This window comes from Allochromatium palmeri (assembly GCF_009720725.1).
Taxonomy (GTDB): Bacteria; Pseudomonadota; Gammaproteobacteria; order Chromatiales; family Chromatiaceae; genus Thermochromatium; species Thermochromatium palmeri.
In genome coordinates, this window is sequence record NZ_WNKT01000003.1 from 84950 (window position 1) to 104208 (window position 19259).

The following is a 19259-nucleotide window of genomic DNA, read 5'->3' on the forward strand; positions in this document are numbered from 1 at the left end:
AATCCCTGGAGCGGCACCCATGATCGTGACCTGCCTCAAGCTCAAGAACTGGCGCAATTTCCGTGAGGTCGACGTGCCACTCGGACCGCGCGCCTATGTCATCGGTGCCAATGCTTCGGGCAAATCGAACCTGCTCGATGTCTTTCGCTTCCTGCGCGCCCTGGCCCAAGCCGATGGCGGCGGTTTACAGAAAGCCGTCAAGGAACGCGGCGGACTTGGTAAGTTGCGCAGTCTGCACGCGCGCAAGGATTCCGAGCTACGCATCGAAGTCGAACTGTCCGAATCCAGCCGGGATGAGGCCCCGACCTGGGTCTATCAGCTCGCGTTCAACTCGGATGGCAAGCCTGCGCAACGGGCGATCGTGACCGAAGAGCACGTGGAGCATAACGGTGAGCTTATTCTCAGCCGACCTGACGACTCCGATCGAAAAGACCCGGAACGCCTGACCCAGACGCACCTGGAACAGATCAACAACAATGCCGAATTTCGCGCCATCGTTGAGTTCTTTGCCGCAACCACCTATCTGCATCTGGTTCCGCAACTGCTCAAATACGGCGGCGAAATCAGCCACCGCGTACTCGAAAACGATCCCTTCGGCCAGGGGCTCATGCAGCGTATCGCCAAGACGGCGAAACGCACCCGCGATGCGCGCCTGAGACGCATCGAACAAGCCTTGGGGCAAGCCGTGCCGCTGTTCTCTGAGTTACGCTTCGAGCAAGACAAGGTGACAGGACTCTGGCATCTGGAAGCCAACTTCAAACATTGGCGTCCGCACGGTGCCTGGCAGCAGGAAGATCAGTTATCTGACGGCACCTTGCGTTTGATCGGGTTGCTCTGGGCTTTGCTGGAGAGCGAAGGATTGTTGTTGCTGGAAGAACCTGAGCTGTCGTTGAACGATGGCATCGTCCAGCATATCCCGCTCTTGATCGACCGTGTCCTGCGCGACCGCAAAAAACGCCAGTCGACGGTTCAGGTGCTCATCAGCACGCATAGCGAAATGTTGCTGTCCAGGATCACCGATGCCGACAGCCTGCTGCTGATCGAGACGGGCCATGTTGGCTCCACTGTGCAGCCGCCCGATACCGAAGAGCGTCGCGCCATGGATCACGGTCTCAACGCGGCCGAGGTGCTGTTACCCAAAACAAGTCCGTCGGGACTGGAGCAGTTGGGATTGTTCGGATGAGGCGAGTGCGTGTCGTGGGCGAGGACGCGCTCTGCTGCGCGCTTGGTGAGCGCCTGGTCTCGACCTGTCTCCAGGGCTGGCAGTTAGCCCAAACGCCGATCGATACCAAAGGCGTCACCAAGCTGGCCGCAGCACTGCCCCGCTATCTCGAACAGGCGCGGTATGTTCAGCCGGTGCTGTGCATCGCCGATACTGACGGTCGATGCGTCGCGGAACTGTTGAGCCAATGGCTGCCACGTCCGGACGCGCGCTTGGTGTTACGCCTGGCCGTCCGCGAGGCCGAGAGTTGGGTGTTGGCTGACCGCGAGGGATTCGCCGAGGCATTGGCCGTGCCATTGAACAAGCTGCCGCAAGCGCCTGATGAAGAATTCGATCCCAAGCGGCTGATCCTTACCCTGGTGCGCCGCTCCAAAAAGCGCTTGCTGCGACAGGAAATGGTCTCGCCCGACGACCCGAGCAAACCGGGATCGGGTTACAACCTGCATCTGTGCGCTTTCGTGCACCAGCACTGGAACGCGCGGCACGCGGCGCAACGCTCACCGAGCCTGGCACGCGCACTCAGACGCATGGAAACTCTTGACGCCGATCATGGCTGAAGCGCCCGACGCCAGATGTTTTCTAATGCATCACGCCCGGACGGCGGCACCAAGCACACCGATCGGCGAATGAGGTTCTGCAAACGCAAAAGGGCCGAGGTCATTCCCCCGGCCCGTATAGCTCAACGTATCAAGCTAACCGTCGTGCGCGCTCAGGCCGCCTTGGCGGCTGCGGCGTGCTCGATGGCTGGATTGGTGCTGGAACCGCGAATCTCGATGCGCCGCGGCTTCATGGCCTCGGGTACTTCGCGCACCAGGTCGATGTGCAGCAGGCCGTTCTCAAGACGCGCCTCCTTGACCTTCACATAGTCGGCAACCTGGAAACGGCGCTCGAAGGCGCGATTGGCGATCCCGCGATAGAGGAAATTCCCCTCACTCTCGGTTGCCTGACGCTGACCGGTGACGGTGAGCAGGCTCTCCTTAGCTTCGATGGTCAGTTCAGCCTCGCTGAAACCCGCCACGGCGAGCGTGATGCGATAGCGATTCTCGTCGAGCAACTCGACGTTGTAGGGCGGATAGCCGCCCGGCTCGGTGCGATAGGCCGTCTCCAGCGCATTGGCCAGACGATCAAAGCCGATCATGGAGCGGAACAGGGGTGAGAAGTCGAGCGTGGACATGACATATCCTCCAAATGAGCAATATGAACAGACAGTTGGCGTTCGTTACGAACCGCCGGTTGGGCAATCCCCCGAGGGGCGATCGCTTGCGTGAAGAATATAGGCATCGATTAGCACTCTGTCAAGGGGAGTGCTAATTCTTGACGCCCCCGCCCCTGGTGGCCATCATGAGCAGCCGCTCAGCGCCGTTCGTCATCAAAGTGTCATGCGCGGCCTTTAGAGTTGAACCAGGGTGCTGTCCAGCCCACACAGCCATGCCTCGGTGCCCGAGTGCGCGCGACTTTCCGGCCCCCTCCCCACGAGTTTCCATATGTCGATGACAGACCTGGCTACCCCCTATTATTTGATCGACGAGTCCCGGCTCAAGCACAACCTTGAGATCATCCAGCAGGTGCGCGAGCGCTCCGGCGCCAAATCGGTGCTGGCGCTCAAGTGCTTCTCGACCTGGTGCGTGTTCGATCTGATGCGCCAGCACATGGACGGCACCACCAGCAGCTCGCTCTACGAGGCGCGTCTGGGTTACGAGGAATTCGGCGGCGAGGTCCATGCCTACAGCGTCGGGTTTTCGCGCGACGAAGTGCTGGCGGTGCGCGAGTTCGCCGACAAGCTCATCTTCAACTCGCTGTCGCAGTTGCGGCAGTTCCAGCCGGACGTGGCGGGCCTGAATCTGGGGTTGCGCGTCAATCCGGGCATCAGCTATTCGAACTTCGATCTGGCCGATCCGGCGCGGCGCTATTCGCGCCTGGGTGTCAGCGACAAGCGCGCGCTGGCCGAGGTCGCGCCCTGGCTCAAGGGGCTGATGTTCCATTTCAACTGCGAGAACCCGGACGTCGACAATATCCGCGCCTCGCTGGCGACCCTCGGGCGCGAGTACGGCGAGCTGCTGCATCGGATGGAGTGGGTGAGTCTCGGCGGCGGGCTGTCCTTCACCCAGGACGGCTATGCGCTGGATGCCTTCTGCGACGCCCTGCGCGCGTTCAGCCAGGCGTTCGACATCCAGGTCTATCTGGAGCCGGGCGAGGCGGCCATTACTCAGAGCACCGAGCTCGTGACCACCGTGCTCGATGTGGTGCACAATGAGATCGATATCGCCATCATCGACGCCTCGCTGGAGGCGCACATGCTCGACCATCTCGTCTATCGGACCAACCCCCGGCTTACCAGCCCGCCGCCCGGCGAACATCGGATGATGGTCGCCGGACGCACCTGTCTGGCCGGTGACGTCTTCGGTGACTTCAGACTCGCCGCACCGCTGCACGTCGGCGACGAGGTGCGTATCGCCGATGCCGGCGGTTACACCATGGTCAAGGTCAACTGGTTCAATGGCGTGGCCATGCCCGCGATCGTCGTGCGCCGGCTCGATGGCACGCTGGAGCGGGTGCGCGCGTTCGGCTATGACGACTTCAAGCGCAGTCTGTCCTGATCCGCGCCCGACCACCCTGTTTTCCGAGCCACTCTTCAACCACAGCAACGTCCAATCGAGAACTCCATGAAGAAAAACGTGCTGATCATCGGCGCCGGCGGCGTCGCGCATGTCGCCGCGCACAAGGCGGCGATGAACAACGATGTGCTGGGCGACATCTGCATCGCCTCGCGCACCCAGTCCAAGTGCGATGAGATCATCGAGAGCATTCAGCGCAAGGGCCACCTCAAGGATCCGTCCAAGAAGCTCTATTCGCGCCAGATCGATGCGCTCGACATCCCGGCGACCGTCAAGCTGATTCAGGAGACCAAGTCCGAGATCGTGATCAATCTCGGTCAGGCATTCCTCAACATGTCGATCCTGGAGGCCTGTCTCGAAACCGGCGTCGCTTATATCGACACCGCCATCCATGAAGACCCGGACAAGGTCTGCGAGGATCCACCCTGGTATGCCAACTACGAGTGGAAGCGCAAGGACCGCTGCGCCGAGAAGGGCGTGACCGCCATCCTCGGCGCCGGCTTCGATCCGGGCGTGGTCAACGCCTATTGCGCGCTGGCGGTCAAGCGTTACTTCGATAAGATCGAGACCATCGACATCATCGACGTCAACGCCGGCAGCCATGGCCGCTATTTCGCGACCAACTTCGATCCTGAGATCAACTTCCGCGAGTTCATCAAGGTCTGGACCTGGATCGACCGCCAGTGGAAGGAGTATCCGACCCACACGGTCAAGCGCGTCTACGACCTGCCCGTGGTCGGCCCCTCGCCCATCTATCTCAATGGCCACGACGAACTGCACTCGCTGTCGCAGAACATCGACGCCGAGAGCATTCGGTTCTGGATGGGCTTCGGCGATCACTACATCAACGTCTTCACGGTGCTGCGCACCCTGGGCTTCCTCGACCATCTGCCGGTCAAGCTCGCCGACGGTCAGGAGGTCGTGCCGCTCAAGGTGGTCAAGGCGCTGTTCCCCGATCCCAAGACGCTGGCCCCGAACTACACGGGCAAGACCTGTATCGGTAACTTCGTCAAAGGCACCAAGGACGGCCAGCCGCGCGAGGTGCTGATCTATCAGGTCTCGGACCACAAGGCCGCCTATGAGGAAGTCGAGTCGCAGGGCATCAGCTACACCGCTGGCGTGCCGCCGGTCGCCGCCGCCATGCTGATCGCCGACGGCACATGGGACACCCGGACCATGGTCAACGTCGAGGAACTCGATCCCGAGCCGTTCATCGCCATCCTCGACCGCATCGGTCTGCCGACCGAGGTCAAGGAGATCGAGCCGGGCAGCGCGGCGTCCTTCGACGGCGCTGTGCGCGATCTGGAGACCGAGATCGCCGAGTCGACCGCGACCGTCACGGTCTCGGCGGCCAATCCGATGATCGCCGTCGCTCCCAAGTCACGTTGATCCCGACCAGGGCGGCTCCGCGCGCGGGCCGCCCGGCGCTTCATTTCCCGAGGATTACGCGATGCGTTTCCGTTTTCCAGTCGTCATCATCGACGAGGACTTCCGCTCCGAGAACGCGAGCGGTCTTGGCATTCGCGCGCTCGCCAAGGCGCTCGAGAGCGAGGGGCTGGAGGTGCTCGGCGTCACCAGCTATGGCGATCTGACCTCGTTCGCCCAGCAGCAGAGCCGCGCCTCTTGTTTCATCCTCTCGATCGACGACGAGGAATTCGGCAGCGGCTCGCCCGAGGAGGCGCTCGAAGCGCTCGCGACCCTGCGTGCCTTCGTCAAGGAAGTGCGGTTGCGCAACGAGGACATTCCGATCTTTCTCTATGGCGAGACGCGCACCTCGCGCCATATCCCCAACGACGTGCTCAAGGAACTGCACGGCTTCATCCACATGTTCGAGGACACACCCGAGTTCATCGCCCGCTATGTGGCGCGCGAGTCGCGGGTCTATCTCGACAGTCTGGCCCCGCCCTTCTTCCGCGCGCTGACCCACTATGCCGCCGACAGCTCCTACTCCTGGCACTGTCCGGGACACTCGGGCGGCGTGGCCTTTCTCAAGAGCCCGGTCGGGCAGATGTTCCACCAGTTCTTCGGCGAGAACATGCTGCGCGCCGATGTCTGCAACGCCGTCGACGAACTCGGCCAGTTGCTCGACCACTCTGGCCCCGTAGCTGCGTCCGAGCGCAATGCCGCGCGCATATTCAACTGCGACCATCTGTTCTTCGTCACCAACGGCACCTCGACCTCGAACAAGATCGTCTGGCACTCGACGGTCGCCCCGGACGACATCGTGGTGGTCGATCGCAACTGCCACAAGTCGATCCTGCACGCTATCATCATGACCGGGGCGATCCCGGTGTTCCTGATGCCGACGCGCAACCATTACGGCATCATCGGTCCGATCCCGCTCGATGAGTTCAAGCCCGAGAACATCCGGCGCAAGATCGCCGCCAATCCCTTCGCCCAGGGCAGCCAGGCCAAGCCGCGGGTGCTGACCATCACCCAGAGCACCTATGACGGCGTGCTCTACAACGTCGATACCATCAAGTCGCTGCTCGACGGCGAGATCGACACACTGCTCTTCGACGAGGCCTGGCTGCCGCATGCCTCCTTCCACGACTTCTATACCGGCATGCATGCCATCGGCAAGGATCGGCCGCGCTGTCACGAGTCCATGGTCTTCGCCACCCAGTCGACGCACAAGCTGCTCGCGGGACTGTCACAGGCGTCGCAGATCCTGGTGCAGGAGTCCGATCAGCGCCAGTTGGACCGTGACAGCTTCATCGAAGCCTATCTGATGCACTCCTCGACCAGCCCGCAGTACGCCATCATCGCCTCCTGCGACGTGGCAGCAGCCATGATGGAGCCGCCCGGCGGCACCGCCCTCGTGCATGAGTCGATCATGGAGGCGCTCGACTTCCGGCGGGCGATGCGCAAGGTCGATGCCGAGTTCGGCGAGGACTGGTGGTTCAAGGTCTGGGGACCGGACTATCTGGCCGAGGAAGGCATCGGCGACCGCGAGGACTGGATCCTGCACGCCGACGACCACTGGCACGGCTTCGGCGAGCTGGCGCCCGGCTTCAACATGCTCGACCCGATCAAGGCCACGGTCATCACGCCCGGGCTGAACATGGACGGCGAGTTCTCCGAATCGGGCATCCCGGCGGCGATCGTCACCAAATATCTGGCCGAGCACGGCATCGTGGTCGAGAAGACCGGACTCTATTCGTTCTTCATCATGTTCACCATCGGCATCACCAAGGGCCGCTGGAACACCATGGTCACCGAACTCCAGCAATTTAAGGACGACTACGACCGCAATCAGCCGCTATGGCGCGTGCTGCCCGAGTTCATCCAGGCCTATCCGCGCTATGAGAAGATCGGTCTGCGCGATCTGTGCGACGAGATCCACGGCATCTACAAAGCCAACGATGTCGCGCGCCTGACGACGGATATGTATCTGTCCGACATCGTCCCGGCCATGAAACCGGCGGTCGCCTTCGCCAAGATGGCCCATCGCGAGATCGATCGGGTCAGGATCGACGATCTCGAAGGGCGCGTGACCAGCGTGCTGCTCACACCCTACCCGCCCGGGATTCCGCTGTTGATTCCGGGCGAGCGCGTCAACGCCACCATCGTGCGCTATCTCCAGTTCGCGCGCGAATTCAACACCCGTTTCCCCGGCTTCGAGACCGATATCCATGGTCTGGTCAAGGAAGCCGTCGACGGCGAAGTCGGCTATTTCGTCGACTGCGTCAAGCCGCTGTGAGGCGGGGGAGATCCAGGGTGATCCACACCGGGCAATGGTCGGAGGGCTTGTCCATGGCCCGGATCTCATAATCGATCCCGACGTCGAGCAGGCGCTCGCGCAGCGGGGCCGAAATCAGGATATGGTCGATGCGCAGACCATGCCTGGGTTCGCGCTCGAAGCCGCGTGAGCGGTAGTCGAACCAACTGAAGCGATCGGCGGACTCTGGATGGCGGGCGCGGTAGGCGTCGATCAGCCCCCAGTTGAGCAGTGCCTGGAACCAGTCGCGTTCCTCGGGCAGAAAGGCACATTTTCCGGTGCGCAGCCAGCGCTTGGCGTTGTCGGCGCCGATCCCGATATCCAGATCCAGCGGCGCGACGTTCATGTCGCCGAGCAGGACGATGTTCTGGTCCGGGCGGAAGGCGGTGCGCAGCGACTCCAGCAGCCCGGCATAAAACCGCTGCTTGGCGGGGAACTTCAGCGGATGGTCGCGGCCTTCGCCTTGTGGGAAGTAGCCATTGATGACCGTGACTTCATCACCGTCGGCGAGTCGATAATGCCCTAGGATCAACCGACGCTGAGCCTCAGCGTCGTCGCCCGGCAGTCCCTTGATCACCCTGTGCGGTGCCTGTTTGCTCAGGAGGGCCACGCCATAGTGACCCTTCTGGCCGTGGATCTGGACGTCATAGCCCAGTCCGCGCGCCCAATCGAGCGGAAACTGCGCGTCGGCGACCTTGGATTCCTGTAAGGCAATGATATCGGGGTCGAGTCCGGCCTTGAGCGCCTCGACCTGATGGGGCCGGGCGCGAACGCCGTTGATGTTGAATGAAACGATCTTGAGCACCTGCACGCTCCCGGCGGATTTCAGAACCAAAAACACATCTCTTTGTAATCGATGGAGGATCCTATGTCACTGTTACAGGCGTTCAAAGGCCATCGCGGCGAATATCTCGTGGCACTGCAATTCGTGCTGATGTTCGCCTTCATCCTGGCGCCGAACTGGAATCCGCTGGCCACCGCCGGCGTGCTCGCAGCCCTGGAGCCGGTACGCTGGATCGCGCTCGGCGGCGCGGGGCTGGTCGCGCTGGTGTTCGGCGCCTTCGGTTCGATCCACATCCGCGACTATCTCACGCCCCTGCCCTATCCGGTCGATCACAGCCAGCTGGTCAAGCATGGCGTCTATGCCTGGGTGCGTCATCCGCTCTACAGCAGCCAGCTCTTCGCCGCGCTCGGCTGGACACTCTACACCCTGAGTCTGACCCATCTGCTGATCCTGGCCATCGGTTTCGTTTTCTTCGACTACAAGGCCCGCAAAGAAGAAGCCTGGCTGACCGAGCGCCATCCCGAATATGCCGACTACGCGCGCGAAGTGCGCAAGTTCGTGCCCTGGATCTATTGAGGCCATCGACTAGAATCAAGGCTCTTGACATCATTCGCCATCCGTTGAATGCCATGACTGATCTTGCCACCCTCTACCAGACTGACTATGCCGCCTGGACTCGACGCAACGCCGAGCTTTTGCGCGCGCGCCGTTTCGATGAGCTGGATATCGAGCATCTGCTGGAGGAGCTCAGCGATATGAGCAAGAGCGATCGTCGCGAGCTCTACAGCCGTTTGTTGGTGCTGCTGTCCCATCTGCTGAAATGGGAGTTTCAATATCGCGCGCTGTCCGAGCGCTGGCGCGAATTCGATGGGCGCAGTTGGCGCTCGACCATCATCGAACAGCGCGAACAACTCGTCGAACTCCTGCGCCAGTCGCCCGGCCTCAAGTCAGCAATCGAGGACACGATCACGGAGGCGTATCCGGCCGCCGTGCGTCTCGCCCACAAGGAGACGCGGCTGCCCAGGTCGACCTTCCCCGAGACCTGCCCCTACAGCCGCGCGCAGATCTTCGACGACGACTTCTATCCCGAGGCGCAAGACGGATGAGCACCGCTTATCACGAAGACTTCTTTACCTGGACTCAGGAGCAGGCTGCCTATCTCCGACAGGGCCGCTTCGATCTGCTGGACCTGGAGCATCTCGCCGAGGAAGTGATCGACATGGGTAAATCCGAACAGCGCGAGCTGGCCTCCAGGCTTGCGGTCATCATTACGCATCTCCTGAAGCTTCAGATTCAGATCCAACGCACACCGACCAACGAAAAGAGCTGGCGACGCTCCATCGTCGAGCAACGCCGGGCCGTGACACGGCATTTGCGGGAGAACCCCGGTTTGAAGAATCCGCTGCAATCGCAGTCCGCACTGGAGACGGCCTGGGTGGATGGTTTGAGTGTCGCGCTGCGCGAAACCGGCCTCGACCCAGACCTCTTTCCCGAGGACAACCCCTACAGCCTGGAACAACTGCTGGACTCGAATTTCTGATCCTGATCGAAACAGCCGCCGCCTACAGGTCCGCCAGCGACGCGACCGGCGGCTCGCAGTGGGTACCGCGACAGCGATAGATCCGTGGACGCTCACCGGCGCGCATCGCGGCCAGGGTGCCAGGTAGCGTGGTGAGTTCGGACGGGATGGCAAAAACGAGACGATGCGGCCGATAGCCCTGCTGGGCCAGCTGCTGCCAGGTCTCCAGCCGATCATCGGCCGCGCGGATGACGAGCATTTCGGGCGGGTCGAGCCAGTCGTCGAGCGCCATGAGCAGACTGGCATGGGCGTGCGGCATCCGGCGCATGGACTCAGCCGCAAGCCGCAGCGTGCCGTCAGCGGCCTCCAGATAGCGCACCTCGCCAATGAGATGCCCGAGCCGTTGCAGCGCGAGCGCCGCCACGCCGTTTCCAGCCGGCATCGAATCGTCGCCGAGCGGCTTGGCGCGATGGATCAGCGACTCATGCGAGCGGCCGGTGAACCAGAATCCGCCGCGCTCGGCGTCATTGAACTCGTCGAGTAGCACCTCGGCCAGTTCGATGGCGAAGGCGAGATCCGCGCTCGACCAGCGTACCTGGAGCAACTCCAGCAGCGCCTTGATCAGGTTGGCATAGTCGTCGAGATAGGCGTTGAGATGGGCCACGCCGTCCTTGTAGGTGGCGAGCAGCCGACCATCGCGCCACAGCGTCGAGCGGATGAAGGCGAGCGCCTGCTCGGCTGACTCCAGATAATCGGGCCGGTCCAGCACCCGCGCCGCGCGCGCCATCCCCTTGATCATGAGCGCGTTCCAGGAGGTCAGAATCTTTTCGTCGCGTCCGGGATGAATCCGATGCTCGCGGGCGCTGAAGAGTGTGGCGCGGGCGCTGGCGAGCAGGGCTTCGGCCTGGGGCAGATCCAGGCCCAACGACTCGGCGGCCTGCGCTGGAGTGCGATAGCCGTGCAGATGCCAGCGGCCCTCGAAGTTGGGCGGACGGTCCAGACCATAGACCATCGCGAACAGCGGATACTCGGCGGCGCTCAGGCGCGCGCGCACCGCGTCCCGATCCCAGACATAGAAGGTGCCCTCGTGGCCCTCGCTGTCGGCGTCCAGGGTCGAGTAATAACCGCCCTCGGGTGATTGCATCTCGCGCATGACCCAATCGGCGCTGGCCAGTGCCGCATCCCGAAAGAGTGGGTCATTCGTGGCTGTGTAGGCGTCGCAACACAGCGCCAGCAGCGGGCCGTTGTCGTAGAGCATCTTCTCGAAGTGCGGGATCATCCATTCATCGTCGACCGAATAGCGGCAGAAGCCGCCGCCGAGCTGATCGGTCAGACCGCCCCGGATCATGCGCTCCAGCGTGAAGCCGGCCATCTGCAACGGACGCGGATCGGGATCACCGTCGTTCGCCGCCGACCGCGCCTGACGCCTTAGCAGCAGTTCGAGATCGGCGGCATGCGGAAACTTGGGTGCACGTCCGAATCCACCATGCTCAGCGTCGAAACTCAGCGCCAGTTGATGGAAAGCCGCGTCCAGCAGACCAGCCTCGGGCAGCTCCGCCCCGCCCTGGGGTTCGAGACTGGCCAGGACCTCCAGCAGACTCTGATTCTGCTCGCGGATGGCCGCGCCCTGTTCACGCCAGGCACGCTCGACCCCGACCAGCAGCTGCGCAAACGACGGCAGACCATGGCGCGGCTCGCGTGGAAAATAGGTGCCGGCAAAAAAGGGTGTGTGATCGTCGGGGGCGAGAAAGACCGTCAGCGGCCAGCCGCCGGCCCGCTGGCTCAGGAGCTGATGGGCGGTCTGATAGACCCGGTCGAGATCCGGGCGCTCCTCGCGATCGACCTTGATGTTGACGAACAGCCGGTTCATGAGTTCGGCGGTCACCGGATCCTCGAAGGACTCATGCGCCATCACATGACACCAGTGACAGGCCGAATAGCCGATCGAGAGCAGGATCGGCCGGTTCTGTTCACGCGCCAGCGCCAGCGCCTCCGGGCACCAGGGCCACCAGTCGACCGGATTGGCAGCGTGCTGCTGGAGATAGGGACTGGTGGTCGAGGCCAGCCGGTTGGTGCGCAGCGCGTCGTGGGTGTGGCTCGTAGGCGACATGGAGACTCACTCTCTGGCGGATCCTGGAAACCGAATTCAGATGATGGGTCCGGCCAGAAGGCTTTCCAGGCCCGGCTTCCGGCACAACCAAAAAACTCGCCTGGCATTCAGTGCTAGTCTTGACGGCCAACAACGAACACATCTATCCCAATCGAGACCCCTTTTTCATGCACACTCAGCCACTCATCCTGCGTAAAGACCAGGAGCGCCGCCTGCTCGCCGGTCATTGCTGGATCTACAGCAACGAGATCGACATCCGGGCCACCCCACTGAAGACGCTCGCACCGGGCCAGCCGGTCGAGATTCTGAGCCAGAGCGAGCGCTGGATCGGGCATGGTTACGCCAATCCGCATTCGCTGATCTGCGCCCGGATCGTCAGCCGCGAGCGCGCCCAGCCGCTGAGTCCTGCCCTGTGGCTCGCACGTCTGCACGAGGCGCTGGCCCTGCGCGAGCGCCTCTACACCACGCCCTACTACCGGCTCGTCTTCGGCGAGAGCGACGGACTGCCGGGCCTGATCGTCGACCGCTATGGCGATCGGCTGGCGGTTCAGATCACCACGGCCGGCATGGAGCGCGTGCGTGGCGAAATTTTGGCGGCACTGGAGCAACTGTTGCGCCCGACCTCGATCGTACTGCGCAACGACACCTCAGTTCGCGAGCTGGAAGGCTTGGAGCCGGGCGTGGAGTGCGTCCTGGGCGAACCGGCCAGCGACTGGATGCTGACCGAACAGGGCTTGGAGTTCGCCATCGATCCGATGCAGGGTCAAAAAACCGGCTGGTTCTTCGATCAGGCCGAGAACCGCGCGCGTCTGGCCCGCTATGGCGTCGGCGAACGGGTGCTGGATGTCTGTAGCTATATCGGCGCCTGGGGTCTGCGCGCCGCTGCGCTCGGTGCCTCCGAGGTGACCTGCGTCGATAGTTCAGCGGGCGCGCTGGAGCGTCTTATGTGCAACGCTGAGCGCAATGGACTGGCGGCGCGCATACGCCCGCTTCAGGGCGATGCGTTCGAGGTGCTGCGCGAACTGCGCGATCAGGGCTGGCGCTTCGACACCGTCCTGCTCGACCCACCGGCCTTCATCAAGCGCCGTAAGGACGAGAAAGACGGCACGGCCGCCTATCAGCGCCTCAACCGGCTCGGGCTGGAACTGCTGGAGCCGGGCGGACTGCTCGTCACCTCGTCCTGCTCCTTCCACATGGGACGCGACGGCTTCCAGCGCGTGGTGCAGCAGGCCGGACAGCGTGCCGGTCGACGGCTGCAACTGCTGGAGACCGGCCAGCAGGGGCCGGATCATCCGGTCCATCCGGCCATCCCGGAGACGGCGTATCTCAAGACACTCTTCCTGCGCGCACTGTCGGCGTCCTGAGTGATCGCCTCAAGGCGTGGTGAAGGATCAGCGAGGTTCGCGGAGCACGTTATCTGGCGCGAAATATGCATTTCATGCTGACGAGATGGCGTTTGTCCAGGCACTTGCCTAAGATTCCCGGCGGCGCCTCTGCCATCGTTCGACCGATCCGTAACATCTTCCAGAGATTCAGAATCATGCACGCCGACAGGTCGCTCACCCAACCCAATACGCTTTCCGAAGTCATGCCTGACGCCGCCCGGACCAACCGCCTGGCGGCCGCCCGAACCGTCCATGTCGCCATCTCGGGCCTCTGCCTTGCCTTGACTGTGTCTGGAATGCTGGCGTTGAACGGCTGTACCACCTCACCATCGTCGACAACACAGTTCAGTGGACCGGTCGACACGGTGGTGGTCAAGAAGTCACAGCGTCAGCTGGAACTACTCAGTGGCGGCAAGGTCGTGCGTCAATATCGCGTCGCGCTCGGCGGTGCACCGGTCGGGCACAAGTATCGCGAAGGTGACCAGCGCACACCCGAGGGACGCTACAAGCTCAACTGGCGCAACCCGAACAGCAACTTCTATAAATCGATGCACATCTCCTATCCCAGCGACAAGGATCGCGCCGTCAGTCGTCAACTGGGTCATAGCAATCCGGGCGGCATGATCATGATCCACGGTCTGCCCAATTACATCCAATCCGAGACCATGCGTCAGCAGTACGCCAATCGCGACTGGACCCAGGGCTGCATCGCGGTCAAGAATGAAGAAATGGACGAAATCTGGAGTCTGGTGAAAGACGGCACCCCGATTCAGATCATGCCCTGATGACGCGCCCGGTGCGCCCATCGCGGATCACGGATGGACGATCCGCTCCGGCGCAGTGTCCGGCGAGGATGTCATCCGGCGGGCTGTCGAGCGCCAGCCGCACGCCCAAACTGGTGCGAGCGGCCGGGCGTGCGGCCTGATTGGCGCTGGTCGAGACGATGGCGCCCCCATACGTCTGACAGAGCGCGGCCGCCAGCGGATGCGCGGTTACGCGCACGGCGAGCGTGTCGAAGCGTCCGGTCAGCCAGGCGGGCGTCGTCGCGCGTGCCGGCAAGAGCCAGGTATTGGGTCCAGGCCAGGTGGCGAGAATGTCGCGCAGACGCTCGGGCTCCAGCGGCTCGACGAAGGGCCAGAGTTGCTCGGGGTCGGACGCGATCAGAATCAGCCCCTTGGTGATGGAGCGACGCTTGATGGCCAGCAGATGCGCCACGGCCCGTGCATTCCAGGGATCGCAGCCGAGTCCATAGACCGCCTCGGTCGGATAGGCGATCACACCGCCGCGCCGCAGACACCGAACGGCCAGGCGCAGACGGTGGCAGGGTTGCCACGGTCCCGTGTTTCGTGGAGGCAAACCCGTTTGAGTCTCGTCGTCGAAGATAACAGGCGCGTGCATTGTCACGATTGAACTCCTGGCGATGACTGTTTCGATCCCGACCGGCGCGTCTACTGCTTGGTTCGACTTAGTTTAAAATGGATCGCGTCCGAGTCGACCGACCACTTCATCGAGCCAGTACACATTTAAGCATGACCCTGTCACCCAAAAACAGCTTGGAAGACTGGCTCGAAGTCATCCGCGACCAAAAGATGCCGATCTTCGAGCAGACCGTGCATCATATCGTCTCGATCTCGGACGACGACCTCGCGCCGGCCTCAGCCCTGGCCAATGTCGTCCTGCAGGATGCCTCGCTCACCGCCCGCTTGCTGAAGCTGTCCAATTCGATCGTCTACAACCCGAGTGCCACGGCCATCAGTACCGTCACGCGCGCCGTGATCGTACTTGGTTTCGATGCCGTGCGGGATATGTGTCTGACCCTGACGCTCGTCGACACCCTGCTCCAGGGACCGGCGAAAGTGCGTCTGGAATCCGAGCTGGCGCATGCCATGCACGCCGCGACCCAGGCGCGCGCCCTGGCGGCTGAGCGAGGTGATAAATCGCCCGAAGAGGTTTTCATCGCCACGCTGCTGTACCGCATCGGCGAGCTGGCCTTCTGGTGCTTTGGCAACGAGCATTGCGAGCGCGTCGAGCAACTGGCCAAACAGCCCGGCATTACGCTGGAGACCGCGCAGGAGCGCGTGCTGGGATTTCGTCTGAGCCAACTCAGTCGGCGCCTGGCTCACGAGTGGAGCCTGACCGACCTGTTGCAAGAGGCCATCGATCACCCGACACGCCAGGATGCGCGTATCCAGACCATTATGCTGGGTCATCAGGTCGCCCGCTGCGCCGAGCAACAGGGCTGGAATTCAGAAGAGATGGAGCGCCTGGTACGCCGCACCGCGCGCTTGATCGATGCCTCGGAGAGCGATGCCCGCAAACTGCTTCAGGAAAAAGCGGCGATCGCGGCGACCATGGCGCATGACTGCGGCGCACCGACTGCCGCCCGCCTGATCCCACTGCCCGACGAGTATCAGAGCCTGATCGCAGAGCCGGACGCAGAGTCCGAGGCCCCACCGGCCGGCGTGGAGACACCGCCGCCCGTCGCCCCCCTACCCCCTGACCCCAGACTGCAACTCAGCATTCTGCGCGAACTCAACTCAGCCATCGAGAGTGCTCGCTGCGATTTCAACGTCATCATGGAGCTGGTGCTGGAAGGGCTCTATCGTGGCGTCGGCATGGATCGCGTGATCTTTGCGTTGACGACGCCGGACAAGCGGCTCATCCGTGCCAAATATGCCCTGGGGTTACCCGAGGAGGCGGCGATCGATGCGTTCAAGTTCGCGCGCCCGACGACCGGAACGAACATCCTGTTCGAGACCCTGGATCTTAAGCTGCCGCGTCTGGTGACGCTTGCCGAACGTGAGCGCGATCCACGACTCACCCCCGAGGATCTGGTGGCGATCCTGGGCATCGCGCCCTTTATGATTGCGCCCATCACCATCAATCAGCAGAGTATTGGATTCTTTCTCGCCGATCGCGGCTTGAGTCAGCGCCCGCTCGACCCCGACAGCTTCGAGGACTTCAAGCATTTCGTGCAGCAGGCCAATCTGGGTCTGACCCTGGCCCAGCAGCGCCATCATCGCTGAACGGGCCGGGTGCGGACCGGTGCCGCGCGATCAGTCCGATGCGCCTGATTCGGCGTCTGAGTCCTCGATCGGCGCGCGATAGCCGCACTCCTTCTGCGGACAGACCTTGGCCGCGCCCTGGCTCTTGGTGACCTTGAGCGTCAGCACCGGCCAGCCGCAGCTCGGGCAGGGTTCGGCGAGCGGCTCGTCCCAGAGCGCATAGTCGCACTTGGGATAGGTCGAGCAGGAATAGAACACCTTGCCGCGTCGCGATTTCTTCTTTTGCAGTGTGCCCTTGCCGCACTTCGGACAGGTCACGCCCGTGTCCTCGGGCTTGTCGAGCGGCTCGATGTGCTTGCAGTTGGGATAGGCGCTGCAACCGATGAACTTGCCGTAACGACCGCGCTTGATCTCCAGCGCCGAGCCGCACAGCGGGCAGCTTCGTCCTTCGACGACCTCGGGCGCCTCACGCTCAGCCTTGTTCGGGTCGAGATCGCGGGTGTAGTCACACTCAGGATAGTGGGTGCAGCCGATGAAGCGCCCGTTACGCCCGAGCCGGATCGCGAGCTGACCGCCGCACTTGGGGCAGCTCTCCTCGATGCGCTCCTGGGTCACGTCACTGCGCTTGACATGCTCCTGGGTGTGATCGACCAAGTCCTTGAACGGGCGCCAGAAGCGCTCCAGGAGCGGAATCCAGTCGCCCTCACCGCGCGAGACGGCATCCAGATCGTCCTCCAGACGTGCGGTGAAGTCGTAGTCGACATAGGACGTAAAATAGTCGGTCAGGAAGCGGTTGACCACGCGCCCGACGTCGGTCGGCACGAAGCGCTTCTTGTCCAGGATCACATATTCGCGATCCTGGAGCGTGGAGATGATCGAGGCATAGGTCGAGGGCCGGCCGATACCGAACTCTTCGAGCGCCTTGACCAGGGTCGCCTCACTGTAGCGCGGCGGCGGTTCGGTGAAATGCTGTTCGGGACGGATCGCGACCAGCGCGATCAGCTCGCCGACCTTCATCTCGGGGAGCATCCGGTTCTCGTCATCGTCGGCGCCCTTGGCATCGTCGCGTCCTTCCAGATAGACGCGCATGAAACCGGGATCGACCACCATCGAGCCGGTGGCACGCAGGATGTTGCCCGCGCCGGCACTGAGATCCACCGCCACCTGATCGATGAGCGCATGGATCATCTGGCAGGCGAGCGTGCGTTTCCAGATCAGCTCGTAGAGCCGGAACTGCTCGGGGGTCAGATGCGCCTTGAGTGCGGCCGGATCGCGTCGGATCGAGGTCGGACGGATCGCCTCATGGGCCTCCTGGGCGTTCTTGGCTTTGGTCTTGAACAGGCGCGGCGCGTCCGGCAGATCCTTGGCGTCATAGCGCTCGGTGACATAGTCGCGGATCTCGGCGATGGCCTCCTGGGCCAGATTCACCGAGTCGGTGCGCATGTAGGTGATGAGACCGACCGCGCCCGAGCCGACATCCACGCCCTCGTAGAGCTGCTGGGCCACGCGCATGGTGCGCTGGGTGGTGAAGCCGAGCTTGCGCGAGGCCTCCTGCTGAAGCGTGGAGGTAATGAAGGGCGGCGCCGGATGGCGCTTGCGCTGTTTGCGTTCGACCTGCTCGACCCGGAGCTGACCATTAGCGGCCGTCTCGAGCGCGGTCTTGACCTCGGTCGCGCGCGCCTCGTCGGTGATCGTGAACTGCTCGACTTTCTCGCCGCCGAAGCTGGTGAGCCGGGCGACGAAGGGGCGCTCATCCTTGGCCGTGTCCGCCTCGATGGTCCAGTACTCGCGCTGAACGAAGGCTTCGATCTCGGTCTCGCGCTCGCAGATCAGACGCAGCGCCGGACTCTGCACCCGCCCGGCCGAGAGTCCGCGCCGGATCTTCTTCCACAGCAGCGGCGACAGATTGAAGCCGACCAGATAGTCGAGCGCCCGGCGTGCCTGCTGGGCATTGACGAGGTCATACGAAATCTCGCGCGGGTTGGCGATCGCCTCCTGGACCGCGCGCTTGGTGATCTCGTTGAACACCACTCGAAACACCGGGCGCTTGCCGAGCTGACGGCGGCTCTTGAGCAGCTCGTGGATATGCCAGGAGATGGCCTCACCCTCACGGTCCGGGTCAGTGGCCAAATAGAGCGCGTCGCACTCCTTGAGCTTCTTGGCGATGGCCTGGACGTGCTTTTCGTTGCGCTCGATGATCTGGTACTTCATCGCGAAGCCGTTGTCCGGCTCGACCGCCCCCTCCTTGGGGACGAGATCGCGCACGTGGCCATAGGAGGCCACGACCTCGAAGCTGGGTCCGAGGTACTTCTTGATGGTCTTGGCCTTGGCGGGTGATTCGACGATGACGAGATTCATGCGGAGCAGACGGATCTTGAGACGCGGTTCAATGAAGACGTGGAGGCTCGTCGGCGTAGAGCATCTCCTCGAGCTGATCGAAGGCCTCTTCGCGGCCCGGGCGGTTCATGAGCACCAGCAATGCGACCCACTTGACCTCCTCGACCAGCACCTGCGGATGGTCGATCGCCAGCAACCGGTCGATCACCAGCTCGCGGCTGACCGGGTCGAGAATGCCGCTGTGCTCCAGCGACATCAGCATGCCGCGTGCCTCCAGATCGAGCTTTTCACACTCGACCTCGTTGTAGACGCGGATGGCGCCCGGCGTGAGCGTATGATCATGCACCGCCTCGACACCGAGTGCGAGCTCGTCGAGCCAGTGCAGCGCTTTGTCGATCTCACCCTGGCTGAAACCAGCCTGGGTCAGTTCGTCCTCGAGATCGCTCTGCTCGACCGGCGGCTGATCCTCGCCATCCATATAGTTCTCGTACAGATAGATCAGTACATCGACCATGTTTTCGTTCATCGGCAATCTCGATGGAGGATGTCGGCCAGGGAAAC

The 19259-nt window shown here is 62.9% G+C and carries 17 protein-coding genes; 11 read left to right on the top strand and 6 right to left on the bottom strand.

The genetic code is table 11. The annotated features are described in order from the left end of the window. Nucleotides 1–19: 19 nt before the first annotated feature. On the top strand, nt 20–1183 hold the full coding sequence (locus tag GJ668_RS02580; RefSeq protein WP_155448551.1) for an AAA family ATPase: 1164 nt from the start codon (nt 20–22) through the stop codon (nt 1181–1183). Further along, nucleotides 1180–1779, top strand: a complete 600-nt coding sequence (locus tag GJ668_RS02585) for a hypothetical protein (RefSeq protein WP_155448552.1) — start codon at nt 1180–1182, stop codon at nt 1777–1779. Before GJ668_RS02580 ends, GJ668_RS02585 begins: the two co-directional genes overlap by 4 nt. Nucleotides 1780–1931: 152 nt before the next feature. Here GJ668_RS02585 and GJ668_RS02590 read toward each other — a convergent pair whose 3' ends face one another. Further along, nucleotides 1932–2396 (bottom strand): Hsp20 family protein, encoded by a 465-nt coding sequence (locus tag GJ668_RS02590; RefSeq protein WP_155448553.1) that lies wholly within the window; start codon nt 2394–2396, stop codon nt 1932–1934. A 310-nt stretch (nt 2397–2706) separates the two neighbouring features. On the opposite strand from GJ668_RS02590, the gene nspC reads away from it, so the two are divergent. From nspC to GJ668_RS02605, 3 genes are all read left to right on the top strand, one after another. After that, complete coding sequence (gene nspC, locus GJ668_RS02595) at nt 2707–3819, top strand: carboxynorspermidine decarboxylase (RefSeq protein ID WP_246194601.1); 1113 nt, start codon at nt 2707–2709, stop codon at nt 3817–3819. 66 nt (nt 3820–3885) lie between these two features. Continuing rightward, entirely contained in the window at nt 3886–5226 is a 1341-nt protein-coding gene (locus tag GJ668_RS02600) for a saccharopine dehydrogenase family protein (protein ID WP_155448554.1), read from the top strand. Between the two features lie 61 nt (nt 5227–5287). Further along, nucleotides 5288–7540, top strand: a complete 2253-nt coding sequence (locus GJ668_RS02605; protein ID WP_155448555.1) for an arginine/lysine/ornithine decarboxylase — start codon at nt 5288–5290, stop codon at nt 7538–7540. On the opposite strand, the gene xthA is transcribed toward GJ668_RS02605, so the two are convergent. After that, nucleotides 7527–8363: an exodeoxyribonuclease III gene (gene xthA / locus GJ668_RS02610; RefSeq protein ID WP_186342845.1), complete on the bottom strand. Its 837-nt coding sequence runs from the start codon at nt 8361–8363 to the stop codon at nt 7527–7529. The genes GJ668_RS02605 and xthA overlap by 14 nt on opposite strands. A 63-nt stretch (nt 8364–8426) precedes the next feature. On the opposite strand from xthA, the gene GJ668_RS02615 reads away from it, so the two are divergent. Genes GJ668_RS02615 through GJ668_RS02625 form a run of 3 tightly spaced genes read left to right on the top strand, consistent with a single transcriptional unit; the run spans nt 8427 to nt 9882 of the window. Next, on the top strand, nt 8427–8918 hold the full coding sequence (locus GJ668_RS02615) for a methyltransferase family protein (RefSeq protein ID WP_155448556.1): 492 nt from the start codon (nt 8427–8429) through the stop codon (nt 8916–8918). Between the two features lie 53 nt (nt 8919–8971). Beyond that, nucleotides 8972–9448: a DUF29 domain-containing protein gene (locus GJ668_RS02620; protein WP_155448557.1), complete on the top strand. Its 477-nt coding sequence runs from the start codon at nt 8972–8974 to the stop codon at nt 9446–9448. Next, the gene (locus GJ668_RS02625; RefSeq protein ID WP_155448558.1) at nt 9445–9882 is read left to right on the top strand and encodes a DUF29 domain-containing protein; all 438 of its coding nucleotides are present in this window, start codon (nt 9445–9447) and stop codon (nt 9880–9882) included. The genes GJ668_RS02620 and GJ668_RS02625 overlap by 4 nt, the downstream gene beginning before the upstream one ends. A 22-nt stretch (nt 9883–9904) precedes the next feature. On the opposite strand, the gene GJ668_RS02630 is transcribed toward GJ668_RS02625, so the two are convergent. Beyond that, nucleotides 9905–11971 carry a thioredoxin domain-containing protein gene (locus GJ668_RS02630; protein ID WP_155448559.1) on the bottom strand — a complete coding sequence of 689 codons (2067 nt, stop codon included), beginning with the start codon at nt 11969–11971 and terminating at the stop codon, nt 9905–9907. A 167-nt stretch (nt 11972–12138) separates the two neighbouring features. Between GJ668_RS02630 and GJ668_RS02635 the strand changes: the two genes are divergently transcribed. Together GJ668_RS02635 and GJ668_RS02640 are read left to right on the top strand one after the other, a co-directional pair. Next, a complete protein-coding gene (locus GJ668_RS02635; RefSeq protein WP_155448560.1) occupies nt 12139–13335 on the top strand; it encodes a class I SAM-dependent rRNA methyltransferase in 1197 nt (398 codons plus the stop codon). A 176-nt stretch (nt 13336–13511) separates the two neighbouring features. Further along, nucleotides 13512–14141, top strand: coding sequence for a L,D-transpeptidase family protein (locus GJ668_RS02640; protein ID WP_222930745.1), 630 nt, complete (start codon nt 13512–13514; stop codon nt 14139–14141). Here the strand turns inward: GJ668_RS02640 and tsaC are convergent. Next, on the bottom strand, nt 14131–14754 hold the full coding sequence (gene tsaC / locus GJ668_RS02645) for an L-threonylcarbamoyladenylate synthase type 1 TsaC (RefSeq protein WP_155448561.1): 624 nt from the start codon (nt 14752–14754) through the stop codon (nt 14131–14133). The genes GJ668_RS02640 and tsaC overlap by 11 nt on opposite strands. A 131-nt stretch (nt 14755–14885) precedes the next feature. On the opposite strand from tsaC, the gene GJ668_RS02650 reads away from it, so the two are divergent. Beyond that, the gene (locus GJ668_RS02650) at nt 14886–16382 is read left to right on the top strand and encodes an HDOD domain-containing protein (RefSeq protein ID WP_155448562.1); all 1497 of its coding nucleotides are present in this window, start codon (nt 14886–14888) and stop codon (nt 16380–16382) included. Nucleotides 16383–16412: 30 nt separating this feature from the next. Here GJ668_RS02650 and topA read toward each other — a convergent pair whose 3' ends face one another. Both topA and GJ668_RS02660 read right to left on the bottom strand, forming a co-directional pair. After that, nucleotides 16413–18719, bottom strand: coding sequence for a type I DNA topoisomerase (gene topA, locus GJ668_RS02655; protein ID WP_155448563.1), 2307 nt, complete (start codon nt 18717–18719; stop codon nt 16413–16415). Nucleotides 18720–18747: 28 nt separating this feature from the next. Continuing rightward, nucleotides 18748–19224 (bottom strand): Smg family protein, encoded by a 477-nt coding sequence (locus GJ668_RS02660; protein WP_155448564.1) that lies wholly within the window; start codon nt 19222–19224, stop codon nt 18748–18750. Nucleotides 19225–19259: the final 35 nt, after the last annotated feature.

Bases quoted from the DNA above. Each gene is read 5' to 3' on its own strand.
- GJ668_RS02580 (WP_155448551.1), top strand. From the start codon at position 20: ATGATCGTGACCTGCCTCAAGCTCAAGAACTGGCGCAATTTCCGTGAG.
- GJ668_RS02585 (WP_155448552.1), top strand. From the start codon at position 1,180: ATGAGGCGAGTGCGTGTCGTGGGCGAGGACGCGCTCTGCTGCGCGCTT.
- GJ668_RS02590 (WP_155448553.1), bottom strand. From the start codon at position 2,396: ATGTCCACGCTCGACTTCTCACCCCTGTTCCGCTCCATGATCGGCTTT.
- nspC (WP_246194601.1), top strand. From the start codon at position 2,707: ATGTCGATGACAGACCTGGCTACCCCCTATTATTTGATCGACGAGTCC.
- GJ668_RS02600 (WP_155448554.1), top strand. From the start codon at position 3,886: ATGAAGAAAAACGTGCTGATCATCGGCGCCGGCGGCGTCGCGCATGTC.
- GJ668_RS02605 (WP_155448555.1), top strand. From the start codon at position 5,288: ATGCGTTTCCGTTTTCCAGTCGTCATCATCGACGAGGACTTCCGCTCC.
- GJ668_RS02615 (WP_155448556.1), top strand. From the start codon at position 8,427: ATGTCACTGTTACAGGCGTTCAAAGGCCATCGCGGCGAATATCTCGTG.
- GJ668_RS02620 (WP_155448557.1), top strand. From the start codon at position 8,972: ATGACTGATCTTGCCACCCTCTACCAGACTGACTATGCCGCCTGGACT.
- GJ668_RS02625 (WP_155448558.1), top strand. From the start codon at position 9,445: ATGAGCACCGCTTATCACGAAGACTTCTTTACCTGGACTCAGGAGCAG.
- GJ668_RS02630 (WP_155448559.1), bottom strand. From the start codon at position 11,971: ATGTCGCCTACGAGCCACACCCACGACGCGCTGCGCACCAACCGGCTG.
- GJ668_RS02635 (WP_155448560.1), top strand. From the start codon at position 12,139: ATGCACACTCAGCCACTCATCCTGCGTAAAGACCAGGAGCGCCGCCTG.
- GJ668_RS02640 (WP_222930745.1), top strand. From the start codon at position 13,512: ATGCACGCCGACAGGTCGCTCACCCAACCCAATACGCTTTCCGAAGTC.
- tsaC (WP_155448561.1), bottom strand. From the start codon at position 14,754: ATGCACGCGCCTGTTATCTTCGACGACGAGACTCAAACGGGTTTGCCT.
- GJ668_RS02650 (WP_155448562.1), top strand. From the start codon at position 14,886: ATGACCCTGTCACCCAAAAACAGCTTGGAAGACTGGCTCGAAGTCATC.
- topA (WP_155448563.1), bottom strand. From the start codon at position 18,719: ATGAATCTCGTCATCGTCGAATCACCCGCCAAGGCCAAGACCATCAAG.
- GJ668_RS02660 (WP_155448564.1), bottom strand. From the start codon at position 19,224: ATGAACGAAAACATGGTCGATGTACTGATCTATCTGTACGAGAACTAT.